The 14,169-nt window shown below is 70.6% G+C and carries 15 protein-coding genes; 11 read left to right on the forward strand and 4 right to left on the reverse strand.

What is annotated here, in order from left to right:
• Positions 1-232: 232 nt before the first annotated feature.
• The 3 genes from SM754_RS10625 to SM754_RS10635 all read left to right on the forward strand — a co-directional run bounded on the left by SM754_RS10625 (position 233) and on the right by SM754_RS10635 (position 3,701).
• The gene (locus SM754_RS10625; RefSeq protein ID WP_323676309.1) at positions 233-2,389 is read left to right on the forward strand and encodes an alkaline phosphatase PhoX; all 2,157 of its coding nucleotides are present in this window, start codon (positions 233-235) and stop codon (positions 2,387-2,389) included.
• 39 nt (positions 2,390-2,428) lie between these two features.
• Positions 2,429-2,947, forward strand: a complete 519-nt coding sequence (locus tag SM754_RS10630; RefSeq protein ID WP_323676203.1) for a hypothetical protein — start codon at positions 2,429-2,431, stop codon at positions 2,945-2,947.
• A gap of 100 nt (positions 2,948-3,047) precedes the next feature.
• Complete coding sequence (locus tag SM754_RS10635) at positions 3,048-3,701, forward strand: type 1 glutamine amidotransferase (RefSeq protein WP_323676204.1); 654 nt, start codon at positions 3,048-3,050, stop codon at positions 3,699-3,701.
• Between the two features lie 77 nt (positions 3,702-3,778).
• On the opposite strand, the gene SM754_RS10640 is transcribed toward SM754_RS10635, so the two are convergent.
• From SM754_RS10640 to SM754_RS10650, 3 genes are all read right to left on the reverse strand, one after another.
• Positions 3,779-5,116 (reverse strand): bifunctional metallophosphatase/5'-nucleotidase, encoded by a 1,338-nt coding sequence (locus SM754_RS10640; RefSeq protein ID WP_323676205.1) that lies wholly within the window; start codon positions 5,114-5,116, stop codon positions 3,779-3,781.
• Between the two features lie 76 nt (positions 5,117-5,192).
• On the reverse strand, positions 5,193-6,002 hold the full coding sequence (locus SM754_RS10645; RefSeq protein WP_323676206.1) for an MOSC domain-containing protein: 810 nt from the start codon (positions 6,000-6,002) through the stop codon (positions 5,193-5,195).
• A 98-nt stretch (positions 6,003-6,100) separates the two neighbouring features.
• The gene (locus SM754_RS10650) at positions 6,101-6,496 is read right to left on the reverse strand and encodes a DUF2237 family protein (protein WP_323676207.1); all 396 of its coding nucleotides are present in this window, start codon (positions 6,494-6,496) and stop codon (positions 6,101-6,103) included.
• Positions 6,497-7,448: 952 nt separating this feature from the next.
• Between SM754_RS10650 and SM754_RS10655 the strand changes: the two genes are divergently transcribed.
• Entirely contained in the window at positions 7,449-7,766 is a 318-nt protein-coding gene (locus SM754_RS10655) for a hypothetical protein (protein ID WP_323676208.1), read from the forward strand.
• 78 nt (positions 7,767-7,844) lie between these two features.
• Here the strand turns inward: SM754_RS10655 and SM754_RS10660 are convergent, their stop codons facing one another.
• Positions 7,845-8,126: a hypothetical protein gene (locus SM754_RS10660; protein ID WP_323676209.1), complete on the reverse strand. Its 282-nt coding sequence runs from the start codon at positions 8,124-8,126 to the stop codon at positions 7,845-7,847.
• Positions 8,127-8,445: 319 nt separating this feature from the next.
• Between SM754_RS10660 and SM754_RS10665 the strand changes: the two genes are divergently transcribed.
• The 7 genes from SM754_RS10665 to phoU all read left to right on the forward strand — a co-directional run bounded on the left by SM754_RS10665 (position 8,446) and on the right by phoU (position 14,151).
• Positions 8,446-8,697 (forward strand): MTH865 family protein, encoded by a 252-nt coding sequence (locus SM754_RS10665; protein WP_323676210.1) that lies wholly within the window; start codon positions 8,446-8,448, stop codon positions 8,695-8,697.
• Positions 8,698-8,940: 243 nt separating this feature from the next.
• A complete protein-coding gene (locus SM754_RS10670; RefSeq protein ID WP_323676211.1) occupies positions 8,941-9,810 on the forward strand; it encodes an MBL fold metallo-hydrolase in 870 nt (289 codons plus the stop codon).
• Positions 9,811-9,879: 69 nt separating this feature from the next.
• A complete protein-coding gene (locus SM754_RS10675; protein WP_323676212.1) occupies positions 9,880-10,308 on the forward strand; it encodes a universal stress protein in 429 nt (142 codons plus the stop codon).
• The gene (locus tag SM754_RS10680) at positions 10,305-10,790 is read left to right on the forward strand and encodes a pyridoxamine 5'-phosphate oxidase family protein (protein WP_323676213.1); all 486 of its coding nucleotides are present in this window, start codon (positions 10,305-10,307) and stop codon (positions 10,788-10,790) included. The genes SM754_RS10675 and SM754_RS10680 overlap by 4 nt, the downstream gene beginning before the upstream one ends.
• A gap of 64 nt (positions 10,791-10,854) precedes the next feature.
• Positions 10,855-12,432, forward strand: coding sequence for a succinic semialdehyde dehydrogenase (locus tag SM754_RS10685; protein ID WP_323676214.1), 1,578 nt, complete (start codon positions 10,855-10,857; stop codon positions 12,430-12,432).
• Positions 12,433-12,613: 181 nt separating this feature from the next.
• Positions 12,614-13,510 (forward strand): phosphate ABC transporter ATP-binding protein PstB, encoded by an 897-nt coding sequence (gene pstB / locus SM754_RS10690; protein ID WP_323676215.1) that lies wholly within the window; start codon positions 12,614-12,616, stop codon positions 13,508-13,510.
• Positions 13,507-14,151, forward strand: a complete 645-nt coding sequence (gene phoU, locus SM754_RS10695) for a phosphate signaling complex protein PhoU (protein WP_323676216.1) — start codon at positions 13,507-13,509, stop codon at positions 14,149-14,151. The genes pstB and phoU overlap by 4 nt, the downstream gene beginning before the upstream one ends.
• Positions 14,152-14,169: the final 18 nt, after the last annotated feature.

Consider the following 14,169-nt stretch of genomic DNA (forward strand, 5'->3'; position numbering starts at 1 on the left):
CGGTCGGCCCGAACGCCACGCTCCGGTCCTGCCCTGGCCCCGGTCGTCTCTCGCCACCGACGTCTCCGGCGCACTATATATCGCCGTTACCGACAATAGCGAACGGTAGACTACCGCACGACTGCGTCCGGTTACGGACCGATATCGACACGTCAGGGTAGGTATTACAAAACGACTTTGACCGACGGTCCTCGGGTCCAGTCGAACCATGGAGTTCACACGACGACGATTGATGGAGACGTCGGTCGCAGCGACACTGGGGGCGAGCGTGACCGCGGGGACCGCTGCAGCGGAGGACGACGACACCGACGGCGCGCCGAGCGTCGACGGCGACCTCCGACGCTTCGCGTCCACCGCACTCGGCGCCGAGGTGACCGGACCGTGCGTGCTCGACGACGGCACGCTGCTGATGAGCCTCCAGCATCCGAGCCGCGACAACGCACACCTGTACGACCGCGCCGGCGTGGGCTACTTCCGCGGGTTCCGGTTCGACCTGGACGGCGACGGCGACGACTTCGACGAACTGTCCGCACCGACGACCGAAGCGCACCGACGCACCGTCCGCGGGAGCGAAGGCGTCTTCGTGCCGCTCGTCGAGGAAGCCGACCCGATTCGCGGCGGCGAGGAACGCCTCGGCGTCGTCCAGACGCCGGACGGCGTCGACGTCACGACCGACGCATTCGTCGGCACGCAGTACGGGAACGCCGCGTACAACCCCGACTGCAACCAGTTCGTTCCGACGCCCGACGGCGAGTACGCCGGCTACCTCTTCACGAACTGGGAGAACAGTCCCGGGAACGTCTCGCGGGTCCCGATCGAGCGAACCGGCGACGGCCGCCTCGACGCCGTCCTCGAGGACGCCCTGAACCTCGCGAACACCGACGCGCTCCGCGACCTCGGCGGGACCCGCATCAACTGCTACGGCGACCTGTCGCCGTGGGGGACGATGGTGTCCAGCGAGGAGAACTACGCCCACCCGCGCGTCAGCCTGACCGCGACCGTCGGCGACATCGACGACGCCGGCACCGGCGAGGGCCGCGTCGGCGCCTGCCAGTTCTGGAACCGCCCGAACCCCGTCGGCATCCAGGACGCCGTCGACGAGTACTACGGCGACGACTCGTGGTCCGTCCAGGGCTACTGGGCGCTCACCGGCGTCGAGTTCCTCGCGTACTACCTCGGCGCCGACCCCGTCGAACGCGAGGGCGAGGACGACGCGAACCCGACCACTCCCATCGACGACGTCTACCCGAACCCGTACCGGTACGGGTACCACGTCGACGTCCGCGAACCGACCGCCGACGAACCGCAGCCGGTGAAGTACTACGTGATGGGTCGCGCCGCCTGGGAGGCTCCGGACTTCCAGCAGGATCGGAAGACGGTCTACGGCTGCTCGGACGGCGACAGCAAGGGCATCTACAAGTTCGTCGCCGACCGCCCGATCCCGAGCTACGACGACCCGATGGACCTCGCCGGGACGCTGTACGCTCCGACGGTCACGCCCCGGAACGACGACCAGGGCGCCTCACCGGCGACCACCGCGCTCGACGTGGAGTGGATGGAACTCGGGCACGCGTCGAACCGCGAGGTCGAATCGTGGATCGCGGCGTACGACGACGTCACCCAGGTCGACTACCTGGAGACCCACGCCGACACCGACTGGGAGGACGATCTCGAGACCGCGCTCCGGGAGGCCGACGAGACCGTCGTCGAGGCCGGGAACCGGAACTACGTCACGAACGCGGAGATACTCGAGTGGGCGTCGCAGTACGAGGCCGACGGGCCGGACGGCGTCGACGAGGACCTCCGGAAGGTCCCGTTCCTGGAGACGCGCGCCGCCGCGAAGGAGGTCGGCGCGTCCATCGAGTTCAACAAGGCCGAGGGCGTCGACAGCGTCGACGGGGCGACGCCCGGCGACCCCATCTACTTCGGCGTCTCCGAGTTCAACGATGCGCTCGCGGACGACGAGGGCGACCTCCGACTGAGTCGCGTCGACGGCGGCGTCGTCTACCGCGGCACGCTCGAATCCGACTACGACGTCTCGACGCTCGAACCCGTCATCACCGGTCCCGACGCGTCGGACCCCGCGAGCGTCGCCGACGACGCGCTCGTGAACGTCGACAACGTGTACGTCATGGACGACGGCCGCGTCCTCTGTTGCGAGGACGCCGACCAGTTCGGCCGCAGCTACAAGAACGACTGTCTCTACGTCTACGACCCCGCCGCGGACGCTCCAGGGTCCCGCCCGGACGTGCTCGGCAACGGCGGGAACGCGCACGGAGACACCGACGGCTCGCGAGCGGAGCCCGAGTCCGCGCCGTCGCCGAGATACGCGAGTCGGTCGACCGACGACCGCCCGCACCTCGACGAGAACCCGAGCCACGAGCCTTGACGAGCGCGTAACCGCACCCGAACCTACCACGTGAACTCCATGGGACGACACTCACCACGCACGCGACACGCACCGAGCGACGACCCGAGCGAGACCGCGGACGGACGCGAGGAACCGACGCCAGAACCGGGAGTCCACCGCGACTACGTCCTCGACGTCCGCATCGTCGAGACCGACCCGGCGGAGGCCACCGTCGGAGGTGACGCGACGGACCGGGGTCGCTACCGGTTCGAGGCCCCCAACCACGACGGCCGCACCTTCGACGACCCCGAGACGGCGGAGGTCTACGCGGCCGTCTACTTCGACGCGAACGGGTTCGTCGAGGCGGGCACCGGCGACCGCGGCGTTCCCCCGGAGGTCGTCCAGGCCGGCCGGGACACGCTCGCTGCGTACCTCCTCACCCAACCGTACGCCGACCGCCACTGGGTCGCGTCGTTCTACGGGAAGGCGCCGGAGTACGTCGAGCGGTACGTCGAGAGCGTCCGACATCGCGCCCGCGAGGTCCGACGCGGCGTCCGGGAACGCGACGACGAGGCCATCCGGGACGCAGAGCCCTGACCACGCGAACTGCCATCGTCGCCGGCATCGACCACGCGACCTGCCCATCGTTGCCGGTCGCGCCGGTATCCCTTTCGTCGCGCGCTCCATAGGGACGGCAATGTCATCGCCGCGCGTCGTCGTCTGTCGGAACGAGGTCGATCCAGCGCACGCGTATCACTGCGACGCGCTGGCAGCGTCCATCCCGGAGGCGGTCGAACTCGACTACGCTGCCGGTGAACGCCCGGACCTCGCGGAGCTCGACGCGGTCGTCCTCACCGGGAGCACCGCCGGCGTCTACGAGGCCGACGCGCACCCGTGGATGCACTCGCAGATGGCGCTCGTCGAGACGCTCGTCGAACACGAGATCCCGACGCTCGCCGTCTGCTTCGGGCACCAGCTCGTGAACGCCGCGCTCGGCGGGCGCGTCGAGGCGGACGAGACGACCGCACGCCTCGTCGACGTCGAGTTCGCGGCCGACCCGCTCTTCGAGGGCGTCACGCCCGTCGTCCCCGCGGTCCACGGCGACGCGGTCGTCGAGCCCGCACCCGCGATGGACGTCGTCGCCTCGACCGACTACTACGACGCGTTCGCGACCAGGCATCGGTCGGCGCCGCTGTGGACCACGCAGTTCCACCCCGAGTTCACCGCCGCGCACCGCGACCGCCTCGCCGCGGACTACGGGTGGACGGACGGCGAGCACTCGTTCGCGGACGTGAACGCCGGCCGCGTGTACGCGAACTTCACGCGCATCGTCGCCGACGGCGACCACTGAACGGACTCGACAGAGACGACCACTGAGCTGACTCGACACCCCCCAGAGGGGACTGACCGGCTGGTGTTACCGACGAGTTACACCGGCTCGACGAAGCCCTCCGGGACGTCCGCGACGCGCCCGGCCTCGAACAGCGCCACGACCGCCTCGTACTGGTCGGCGCCCTGCGCGAGCAGATGCCGGCGGTCGACCGCCGGGAACTCGTCACCCTCGAGGACGTACGTGTTCGTCCCGACGACGTAGTCCCGACTCCCGTCGACGGGGTCGCCGTCCACGCGCACCGAATCGACGGTGCCGTCGTCGGCGACCCGGAGCGACGCGCCGGCGACCTGCAGCCAGCACGCGTACGCGCCCGGGCCGCGGGTCGCGCGGTCGTCGGTCACCACGCTCTCGCGGAGCAGGCGTTCGAGCGTCCGCCCGGACACCTCCAGGCGACACAGCGGCGCCGCGAACGGCACGAGTCCGACGACGTCGCCGCGCGACACCATCCCCGACAGCCGCGGCCCCTCGCGGATCGCGAGCGAGTCGACGACGCCGACGTCCGCGCTCGCGCCCTCCCGGTACGCGGTCGCCACCACCGACCCGGCGCGCTCACGGCCGAGCAACCGCCGGTCCGCGTCGCGGACCAACGGCGCCTCCAGGTAGCCGACCGTGTCCTCCAAGCCGACGCGGTACCGTTCGGCCTGCAGTATCTCCGCGACCGACTCGTCCACCGCGGCGCGCTCGACGTCGTGGTCGTCGGTCGTCACGCGCTCCCCGTCGAAGTCCAGCTCCCAGACGACCTCGCCGTTCACGCCCGGACGCACGATGGGCGTCCCGGAGATGCGCTCCCGGCCGACGCGATGCACGTGCCCGGCGGCGATGGCGTCCACGCCCTGCTGGCGTGCGACCGTGCGAACGACGTCGTCGCCCGCGTGCGCGAGCACGAGCACCGCGCGGACGCCGTGGTCGCGCAGGTCGGAGACCGCGGACCGCACCGCCCGCACCGGGTCCTCGACCGCGAGCGCGTCCGGGAGCGACGACTCCGGGTCCGTGATACCCACCACGCCCAGTGCGCCGTCCGCTCGGTCGACGATCGTCCACGGCGCCGCGTCCCCGAACGGTTGCCCGCCCTCCATGACGTTCCCCGTGACGTACCGCGCCGGCGACTCCCACGTCACCTCGCGCGCCGCCGTCCGCCCGTGGTCGAAGTCGTGGTTCCCGAACGTGGCGACGTCCGGCGACACCGCGTCCTGGAACGCGAGCGCGTGCTTCCCGTTCGTCGACAACGCGAGCACGCCCGGCGCGAGCGTATCGCCGCCGTCGGTGACGACCGGGTCGTCGCCGCCCTCCCGACGCAGGACGGTCGCGAGCCGGCCCGCGCGCTCCGGGCGGTCGAGTCCAGCCTCCACGTCAGCGTAATGCAGTACCCGCACGTGTTCGTCTCACAGACCCGTACCCGGCGGGGGGCCGTAAGCCGTGCGGTCGCGCAGCCCCGCCGGCGTCGGGGCGTCAGGCCTCGGCGGCGTCCTCGCGCGGCCGCGTCCCGACGACCTCGAGGTCATCGCCGACGGCGAGTTCCCCGCCGTCCTCGGTGGCGTGGACGCGACTGAGCGCCATCACCTGGTAGTAGTGGTCGAGGGCGTCGGCGTCGGCCCAGTCGGGCATCGTCGCCTCGCGGCGCGCGACGAACCGCTCCCGGAAGTCCTCGAGCGCGTCGCCGGTGTCGGGGTCGCGGCTCGGGACGACGCAGCGCGCACAGCACCCGACACCCTCGAACTCGACGCCGCCGACCTCGAAGGCGACGACCTCGTCCCCGCCCGTCCAGAGGCGGTCCTCCCAGAACGGCTCGGCGTCGACGACGACGTTCGCGCGGAACCGCCGGCGGACGTTCTCCGGTGCGAGGTCGAACCAGTCGCCGATGGCCTCAAGCGTGCCCGTGGAGATGACCGCGGGGCCCTTCGCGTAGTCGCGGTCGACGAACCCGCTCCCGGCGTCGCGGACGAGCGCGACCGGGTACCCGAGGACGTCGCTGAACCACGCGTTCGCGTCGCCGCGCTCGCTGTCGAGCGCGAACGACACCGCCGCGTCCGCGGGGTCGCCCTGCTCCCTGACGGTGAGCGTGCGGGTCTCGGAGTCGAAGGAACTGCGGACGCGGTGGAGGGCGGGTTCGCCCGTCGCGTTCACGAGATCGCGGTCGTCGTCGAACAGCGCGTACTCGCGGTCGTACCGCAGGCGACCACCGACGAGGTCGGTGCTCTCGACGGTCATCGGGTCCAGGGACTTCACGGGATAGGTTACGAGCGCGTCGACGGTCGGCATACGAGTAGCCGCGGGCGCCGGCGGCGTGAACGCTTCGGTCGCCGACGTCGCCCAGCGGGATTCGCCTTCGGTCGCCGACGCCGTGCAGCGGGATTCCTTCAGTTGCCGCCGTCGTACGCGTTTGCTTCGAGCGTCTCCAGGCTCACCTCGTCCAGCACGGACTCGTTCGTCGCCTTGAGCACGACCGGTGGTGCCGCGCGGGCGTCCAGCGCCTCCAGCCAGCGCGGCAGACACACGCACCACCTGTCGCCCGTCTCCAGCCCCGGGAACGACAGCTCGGGCCGTGGCGTCCGCAGGTCGTTCCCCATCACGTCCGTGAACTCCAGGAACCGTTCGGTCATCACCGCGCACACCTCGTGGCGGCCCGGGTCCCGTGCCGGGAGCGCGTGACAGACGCCGTCTCGCTGCACGCCCGTCTCCGGGTCCGTCCCGCACGACGCGAGCGGCTCGCCGTGCACGTTCGACTCCGTGGTCGTCTCGTCCGGCGCGTTCATACCAGCTGGTTACGACCGCGCACGGAAAACGCCCGGCGGTCCGGCGTCGCTCCGCCAGCGAACCACCGCGCGCTCCAGTCATCGCGCCGGCACCGTCAGTCACCCCGTCTCGTCGCGGCATTCGCTCGAAGGAACGCCGCACTTCGCGCTAGACCTCCGTCTCTGGTCAGCGCTCGAAACGAACCCCGAGCCCAATCCATGCTGCACGGTACCACGCATCCCATAGTTTTTTGTCATTCCCGGATTTTGTTATCGGTACCCTGTGACGCCGACCCCTCAGTCGGCGTCCAGAGCGACACCAGCCATGTACATCGACCACATGAAGTCGGCGTCCACTCGCGGTGCGAGTGGCAACGCCGTCGCCGGGGAAGGTGACGACACCTACCCGGTCGACGGCGCCGACGAACAGTGGTCCGATGTGCGGGCGAACCAACGGGGTCGCTCTCTCGCTCGGTCCGCTCTCGTCGGCGCCACGTGACGACGTTCGTGACGTGAGCCCGGCTCGACGCTGATACCGTCGAGGCGACGCCACGTCCGTCGCCGACCCCGGACCGAGACTCGTTTCTCGTCCCTCAGTCGCCGACGGGCAGACTCCGCCGCGCACGTCCTCACGCTCCGACGCACCACCGAGCCAGGGGTCCGCCCTCGGCCGGGTCGACCGCTCGCCTCGTCCGTTCGAGCACGGCGGTGCTCGCTGCGGTCGCTTCCACCCGGCTCGACCGGGGTCGAAGAGTCGCATCGCTCGCCATCGACCAGCCACGGCATCGTCCACCCGCGCGGTTCGCTCACGCGAATCCGTGGACGGACCACCCTAGCACCGCGGGGAACCGGCGGCCTGGTGGCCGCCGGACGCCCCCAACGACCGGAAAGCCCCAACACGCCGCGCCCGTGGATGATTCGGCATCCCGCGACCCCAGTCGGGTCGTGCGCGTTCGACTCGCGACGGGCGCCTATGGTAGCTCAAACCATCCAGCGTCGGTTCGAGACGACAGCTCACCTCGCCGTCCGCGTCCCCCACGGCGCCGACGGCGACATGACCACCGGTGCGCGGACGGTCCTCCGACGCCTCGACGCGCTCGACGGCGTCGAGATCGACCGCGTCACCGGTATCAAGCCCGGGCTGAACGCGCTCGAGGTCGACGTCGAGGTCACCGCGACGCTCGTCGTCACCGAAGCCGTCGACGACGACACCGCCCGTGCGACGCTCGAGGACGGAACCGGTATCGAGGCCGTCCACGACGTCGCCGTCGAACCGACCGCAAGCGCGTGAACGACTCGTGACTGATCGCCCGCCGCCGGGACCGTCCCGGTCTCTTTGACCGTCCGTGGTAGCGGATTCGACCGCGGTTCAGCGTGACGTGACCGGGAGCGCCGCGCGGGACCCTGCGTCGTACGTGAGCGCCTCCTGCTGGGTCGTTCCGGGCGGCGTGAGGCCTACGTCGGGACGCCCGTGGAGACGCCGACGGTGGCGTCGACGCGCCCGTCGGGGGGAGGTGACCGTCTGGACGCTGCCGTCTTGGTCGTCGGTGACCTGCGCGGTCGCCTCCGCTGGAACCGTCGCGTTGTACGCCGACGCGGCCAGAAGTCCGGAGAGCCCGCCGAGGACGGTATGACGAATGTGTGAGTTCATACTCGCACGAGAGTCTCCTCTCTCAAGCTATCAGCCGCGATGCCCGTGTTCGTGATGAATTCTCGTCCAGCCGTGGCGAAGGCCCCGTCGGAGCGGTCGGTTCGCCGAGCGGCCGCCCGGTCGGCGCGGCTGACCCGTCACAGTTATCGAGTCGTCGGCGCGACCGATTCGGGGGAGCGACAGCCCGCGCGAACGCCAGCGGCTTGCCGGTGGGCCCACGTCGTGGAGACGACCCGGGTCGGTCGCGGTGTAACTCCCGCCATCGGACCAACCAACTACCCAAAGATTTACTATTTATCCCCGTGAAGGTGGAGTCGTTATGGCAGACGAGCAAGACCTTCGCGAACAGATGGAAGATGCATTCGGCGGCGCCGACTACCCGATCTCGAGCCCGATGGACCTCGTCCCGGCGCTCCCCAACGGCCCGGGCACCCGCTTCGAGTCCGGCGACTTCTCCATGACGGCCATGGAGCTCCAGACGAAGCTCCCCGGCGGAGACTTCCCGTACGACGACGCCGAGTCCTTCGTCGACGACGTCATCGAGAACCTCAAGGACGAAGGCCACATCTGAACGGCCACCGACGCTGACGCATCAGGCGTGCCACTCGAACCAACTTTCTCCCGACCCACCGCCACAGCGACCGCTTCCTGCGGTCCAGCGCACCCGACCCGACACGACCCTTCCAGCGTGCCGCACCCAATCGCCAGAGCTGGCGGTTCCAGACTCACATAGCCAGCTGTCCCGGACGAACATGGCCAGCGGTCTTGGACCCGAGCGTTCAAGCACGCGACGGGCCAACGACCGGTCGTCATCGTGGATTCCGACACGCTCCCCGACGTCACGGTCGTCGACACCGAACTGTTCGGTGCGCCGGGACTGCACGCGGCGTACCTCGTCGAGTCCCCGGAACCGGTGCTCGTCGACGCTGGCGCGGCGCCGGCGGCCGACGTCGTCGAGCGCGCACTCGCCGACCGCGGCGTGGGCGCGCACGACCTCGCCGCCATCGTCCCGACGCACGTGCACCTCGACCACGCGGGCGCGGTCGGCGCTCTCGCCGACCGGTTCCCGGACGCGACCGTGTACGTCCACGAACGCGGCCGCCCCTACCTCACCGACGCGGACCGACTGTCGCGACTCGTCGAGAGCGCGCGCCGCGCGGTCGGTGACGCGGTCGCCGACCAGTACGGCACGCCGACGGTCGTCCCCGAGGCCCGCACCGAAGCGCTCGGCGACGGCGACGCGGTACCCTGTGGCGACCGCGCGCTCGACGTCGTGCACGCGCCCGGGCACGCTCCCCACCAGATAGCGCTCCACGACCGGGCGTCCGGTGCGCTGTTCGCCGGGGACGCCGCCGGGATGTCCCTCGGCGGCGACCTCCTGCCGACGACGCCAGCGCCCGACTTCGACCTCGACGCCTCGCTCGACACCGTCGCCCGCCTCCGCGACCGCGACCTGACCGCGCTCTGCTACGGGCACTTCGGCGTCCGCGAGGACGCCGCCGACGCCCTCGACGCGTACGCCGAACTCCTCCCCGAGTGGGTCGACGCCGTCGAACGCGAACTCGCCGACCCCGGCGTCGAGACCAGAAGCGACCTCGTCGCGGCCCTCCGCGACGACTGGGCCAGTCCGACGCTCGAACGCGACGTCCAGGGCGTCGTCCACGCGCTCGACGCGGACGGCTGAACGCCCGTCGACCCCACGTCCCGACAACCGCCACGCACCTTTATCGGGGCGACGAGCGCACGTTCACGCATGCACGTCCTCGTCCCCTACGACGACTCCGAAGGCTCCGACCACGCGCTCGAACACGCGCTCGACCAGCACCCCGACGCCACCATCACGCTCCTGCACGTCATCGACCTCGTCGACGCCGGCTACTCCAGTCCCGTCGACGGCACCCTCCCGGGGTTCTGGGAGGATTGGTTCGAGAACGAGCAGGACGCGTCCGAACGGCTGTTCGAGAACGCTCGCGAGAACGTCGGTGACGTCGCCGCCGACCTCCGGACCGAGACCGTCGTCGGCCGGCCGACGCGAGCGATAAACGACTACGCCGAGGAGAACGACGTCGACCACATCGTCATGGGGAGTCACGGCCGCTCGGGCGTGACGCGCGTCCTCCTCGGGAGCGTCGCCGAAGGCGTCGTCCGACGCGCACCCGTTCCGGTCACCATCGTCCGATGACGGTCCGACTCAGCGGCGACCCCGACCGCGACTGGATGGACGCGTTCCTCGACGACAACCCCATCCCGGTCCGCGTCGCCACCCGCACCCCCGGCGGCGGCCTCTGGATGCTCTCGCTGTGGTACGGCTACGACGCCGCCGACGCCACCCTCCACCTCGCGACGTCGGCCGACGCGCGCGTCGTCGAGTACCTCGGCGCCGACCCCGAGGTCGCCTTCGAGGTGTCGACGAACCACCCGCCGTACCGCGGCGTCCGCGGCCAGGGGGCCGCGACGCTCGAACCGGACGAGGACAAGGCGCTCCTGCGGACGCTCGTCGACGACTACCTCGGCGACCGCGACACCGACCTCGCCAGGTGGCTGCTGCGCGACGACCGCGAGGAGGTGCACGTCACCGTCGACGTCGAACGCGCCTACGCCTGGGACTACGGCGACCGGATGCGCGACGTCGACCCGGACGACGCCGGCGAGCGCGGCGACTGACGGAGCGCACCGACGGAGTGCGCCGACCGGTGCCGTTAGGACGGTTCGGTCCGCACGTGGACGCATGCCCGAGTTGCCGGACGCCAGTTCGCTGCCCGCGCGATTGACGCCGCGGGACTTCGACCGCTGGAACGACCTCGCCACCGCGAGCGACGACGGCGACGACCGGGAGGTCGTCGCCCCGTTCACCGGCGACGTCGTCTGCACTGCACCCGAGTCGACGCCCGACGACGTCGACCGCGCCGTCGCCGACGCGACCAGCGCGCAGGAGCGGTGGGCCGACCGCGGGTTCGACGCCCGCACCGACGTCCTCGAACGCTTCCACGACCTCGTGCTCGACCGCCGCGAGGAACTGCTCGACCTCATGCAACTCGAGACCGGGAAGGCACGCGGCGACGCCTACGAGGAGGTCATGGACGTCGCGATGACCGCCCGATACTACGCCACGCGCGTCGCCGACCAACTCGCCAGCGAACGCCGCCGCGGCGCCCTCCCCCTCCTCTCCACGGCGCGCGTCCACCACGACCCCGTCGGCGTCGTCGGCATCATCTCCCCCTGGAACTACCCCCTCACGCTCGCCGTCGGCGACGCCATCCCCGCGCTGCTCGCCGGGAACAGCGTCGTCCTCAAGCCCGCCGAGGAGACGCCGTACACGGCGCTCGCGACCGTCTCTCTCCTCCGCGAAGCTGGCCTGCCCCACGACGCATTCCAGGTCGTCACGGGCGACGGCGAGGCGCTCGGCGACCCGCTCATCGAGCGCGTCGACTACGTCGCGTTCACCGGGAGCACCGCCGTCGGCCGGAAGATAGCCGCGAAGGCCGGCGAGGAACTCGTCGACTGCTCGCTCGAACTCGGCGGGAAGAACCCCGTGTACGTCCGGCCGGACGTCGACGTCGACACCGCGGTCGACCGCGCCATCGGCGCGTGCTACACGAACGCCGGCCAGCTCTGCATCAGCGCGGAACGCCTCTACGTCCACGAGGACGTCTACGACGAGTTCTCCACGCGGTTCGTCGACGCCGTCGCGGACCTCGAACCCGGCGCCGAGTACGCGTACGGCGTCTCCGTCGGCTCGCTCATCTCCGACTCCCAACTGGAGCGCGTTCAGTCCCACGTCGCGGACGCCCGCGACCGCGGCGCCACCGTCGAGACCGGCGGTCGAGTCCGCGACGACGTCGGCCCGTACTTCTACGCGCCCACCGTCCTCACGGACCTCCCCGCGGACGCGACCGCGGCGTGCGAGGAGACGTTCGGTCCCGTCGTCGGCATGGAACCGGTCGCGAGCGACGCGGAGGCCGTCCGGAAGGCCAACGACACCGACTACGGCCTGCACGCGTGCGTCCTCTCCGGCGACGTCGACGTCGCCCGCGCCATCGCTCGCGACATCGACGCCGGCACCGTCTCCATCAACGACGGATACATCACCTCGTGGGCCGCCCACGACGCCCCGATGGGCGGCACGAAGGACTCCGGGCTCGGCCGCCGTCACGGACCCGACGGCGTCGTCCGGTTCACCGAGAAGAAAGCCATCTCGACGTCCAGAGGACTTCCGTTCGACCCCGTCACCGGCCCGAGCGACCTCGAAGCGAAGGTCCTTGCCGCCGGCCTCAAACTCTGGCGGCACGTCCCGTTCCTGCGCTGACGGGTCGCTTCCGCCGACACCGCGTCCTCCGTCGCGACCCAACCGCCCGGGCCGACGCTCCGCCGCCGCGAGCGCAGCGGTCGCGTCCACCGCTAGTCATGAGTTCTATATGCCGTCGCTACGTGGCTCCGACAAGTCGCGGCGCGGTCGCGACCCTCTGACGCGGACACTCACCGTAGCCATGACAGAGAGCACCTACGACGCCGACGCGGAGGAGTCGACGACCGTCTCGGGGGAGACAGCCGAACGCACGCGCGAGGAGTGGACGTCCTTCGAGTTCGAGGGGGAGGCGAAGCTCTCGGTGGAGGACCTGAACGTGTGGTACGGCGACGATCACGCGCTGAAGGACGTGTCGATGGACATCCCCGAGAACTCCGTCACCGCGCTCATCGGCCCCTCGGGATGTGGGAAATCCACCTATCTGCGGTGTCTGAACCGGATGAACGACCGCATCAAGGCCGCCCGCATCGAGGGCAGCGTCGAGCTCGGCGGCACCGAGATCTACGACGCGAACGCGAACCTCGTCGAGTTACGCAAGCGCATCGGGATGGTGTTCCAGGCCCCCAACCCCTTCCCGAAGAGCATCAGGGAGAACATCTCCTACGGCCCGCGCAAGCACGGCGACCTGGACACCGGGCTGCTCGCGCGGCTGTTCGGGCGCGACGACACCGACGAGGAGCTCGAGCTCGTCGAGCGCGCGCTCAGGCAGGCCGCCCTCTGGGACGAGGTCTCGGACCGCCTCGACGACAACGCCCTCGGGCTGTCGGGCGGCCAACAGCAGCGGCTGTGCATCGCGCGAGCGCTGGCGGTCGACCCCGAGGTCATCCTCATGGACGAACCGGCGTCGGCGCTGGACCCCATCGCCACGAGCAAGATCGAGGACCTCGTGGACGAGCTCAGCGAGGAGTACACCGTCGTCATCGTCACGCACAACATGCAGCAGGCCGCCCGCATCAGCGACCAGACCGCCGTCTTCCTCACCGGCGGCGAACTCGTCGAGTACGACGACACCGACAAGATCTTCGAGAACCCCGAGAGCCAGCGCGTCGAGGACTACATCACCGGCAAGTTCGGATGACGTCGGTCGACGACCGCGTCCACGACCTCCACGCGAGCGTCCGAACGATGAGCGAGGTCGCACGCGAACAACTCGACCTCGCGCTCGCCGCGTACCGGAGCGCCGACGCCGGCCTCGCGCGGACGGTCGTCGACGGCGACGCAGTCCTCGACAGCCTCCATCGCGAGGTCGAACGGGACTGCATCAACCTCATCGCGCGCCATCACCCGGTCGCGACCGACCTCCGGTTCGTCGTCGCGACGTTCAAGGTCGCGACGGACCTGGAGCGCGTCGGCGACCTCGCCGTGAAGATAGCCAGGCGCGCGACCGCCGAGGACTGGGCGCCGACGCTCGGCGACGACCTCCAGGACGTCGCCGACCTCGCGGCCGACATCGTCGAGGACGCCGTGCACGCGTACCTCGACCGGGACGCCGACACGGCTCGCGCCGTCGCCGCGCGCGACGACGACCTCGACGCCGCGTGCGAGGCGCGAACCGAAGCGCTGTTCCGGGAACTCGTCGGCTCTGGCGGCCCGTCGATGACCGACGTCACCTCGTACCTCCTGACGGTCCGAGACTTGGAGCGCGTCGGCGACCACGGCGAGAACGTCGCCGCGCGAACCGTGTACGCGGTCGAGAACGACCCCGCACTCCTCTACTAGACGCAATCGGTGGCGTCC

The organism is Halorubellus amylolyticus, assembly GCF_034808145.1.
Taxonomy (GTDB): Archaea; Halobacteriota; Halobacteria; order Halobacteriales; family Natrialbaceae; genus Halorubellus.

What these genes read in the sequence shown, in the direction of transcription:
- SM754_RS10625 (WP_323676309.1), top strand. Translation starts at nt 233, where the DNA reads ATGGAGACGTCGGTCGCAGCGACACTGGGGGCGAGCGTGACCGCGGGG.
- SM754_RS10630 (WP_323676203.1), top strand. Translation starts at nt 2,429, where the DNA reads ATGGGACGACACTCACCACGCACGCGACACGCACCGAGCGACGACCCG.
- SM754_RS10635 (WP_323676204.1), top strand. Translation starts at nt 3,048, where the DNA reads ATGTCATCGCCGCGCGTCGTCGTCTGTCGGAACGAGGTCGATCCAGCG.
- SM754_RS10645 (WP_323676206.1), bottom strand. Translation starts at nt 6,002, where the DNA reads ATGCCGACCGTCGACGCGCTCGTAACCTATCCCGTGAAGTCCCTGGAC.
- SM754_RS10650 (WP_323676207.1), bottom strand. Translation starts at nt 6,496, where the DNA reads ATGAACGCGCCGGACGAGACGACCACGGAGTCGAACGTGCACGGCGAG.
- SM754_RS10655 (WP_323676208.1), top strand. Translation starts at nt 7,449, where the DNA reads ATGGTAGCTCAAACCATCCAGCGTCGGTTCGAGACGACAGCTCACCTC.
- SM754_RS10660 (WP_323676209.1), bottom strand. Translation starts at nt 8,126, where the DNA reads ATGAACTCACACATTCGTCATACCGTCCTCGGCGGGCTCTCCGGACTT.
- SM754_RS10665 (WP_323676210.1), top strand. Translation starts at nt 8,446, where the DNA reads ATGGCAGACGAGCAAGACCTTCGCGAACAGATGGAAGATGCATTCGGC.
- SM754_RS10675 (WP_323676212.1), top strand. Translation starts at nt 9,880, where the DNA reads ATGCACGTCCTCGTCCCCTACGACGACTCCGAAGGCTCCGACCACGCG.
- SM754_RS10680 (WP_323676213.1), top strand. Translation starts at nt 10,305, where the DNA reads ATGACGGTCCGACTCAGCGGCGACCCCGACCGCGACTGGATGGACGCG.
- SM754_RS10685 (WP_323676214.1), top strand. Translation starts at nt 10,855, where the DNA reads ATGCCCGAGTTGCCGGACGCCAGTTCGCTGCCCGCGCGATTGACGCCG.
- pstB (WP_323676215.1), top strand. Translation starts at nt 12,614, where the DNA reads ATGACAGAGAGCACCTACGACGCCGACGCGGAGGAGTCGACGACCGTC.
- phoU (WP_323676216.1), top strand. Translation starts at nt 13,507, where the DNA reads ATGACGTCGGTCGACGACCGCGTCCACGACCTCCACGCGAGCGTCCGA.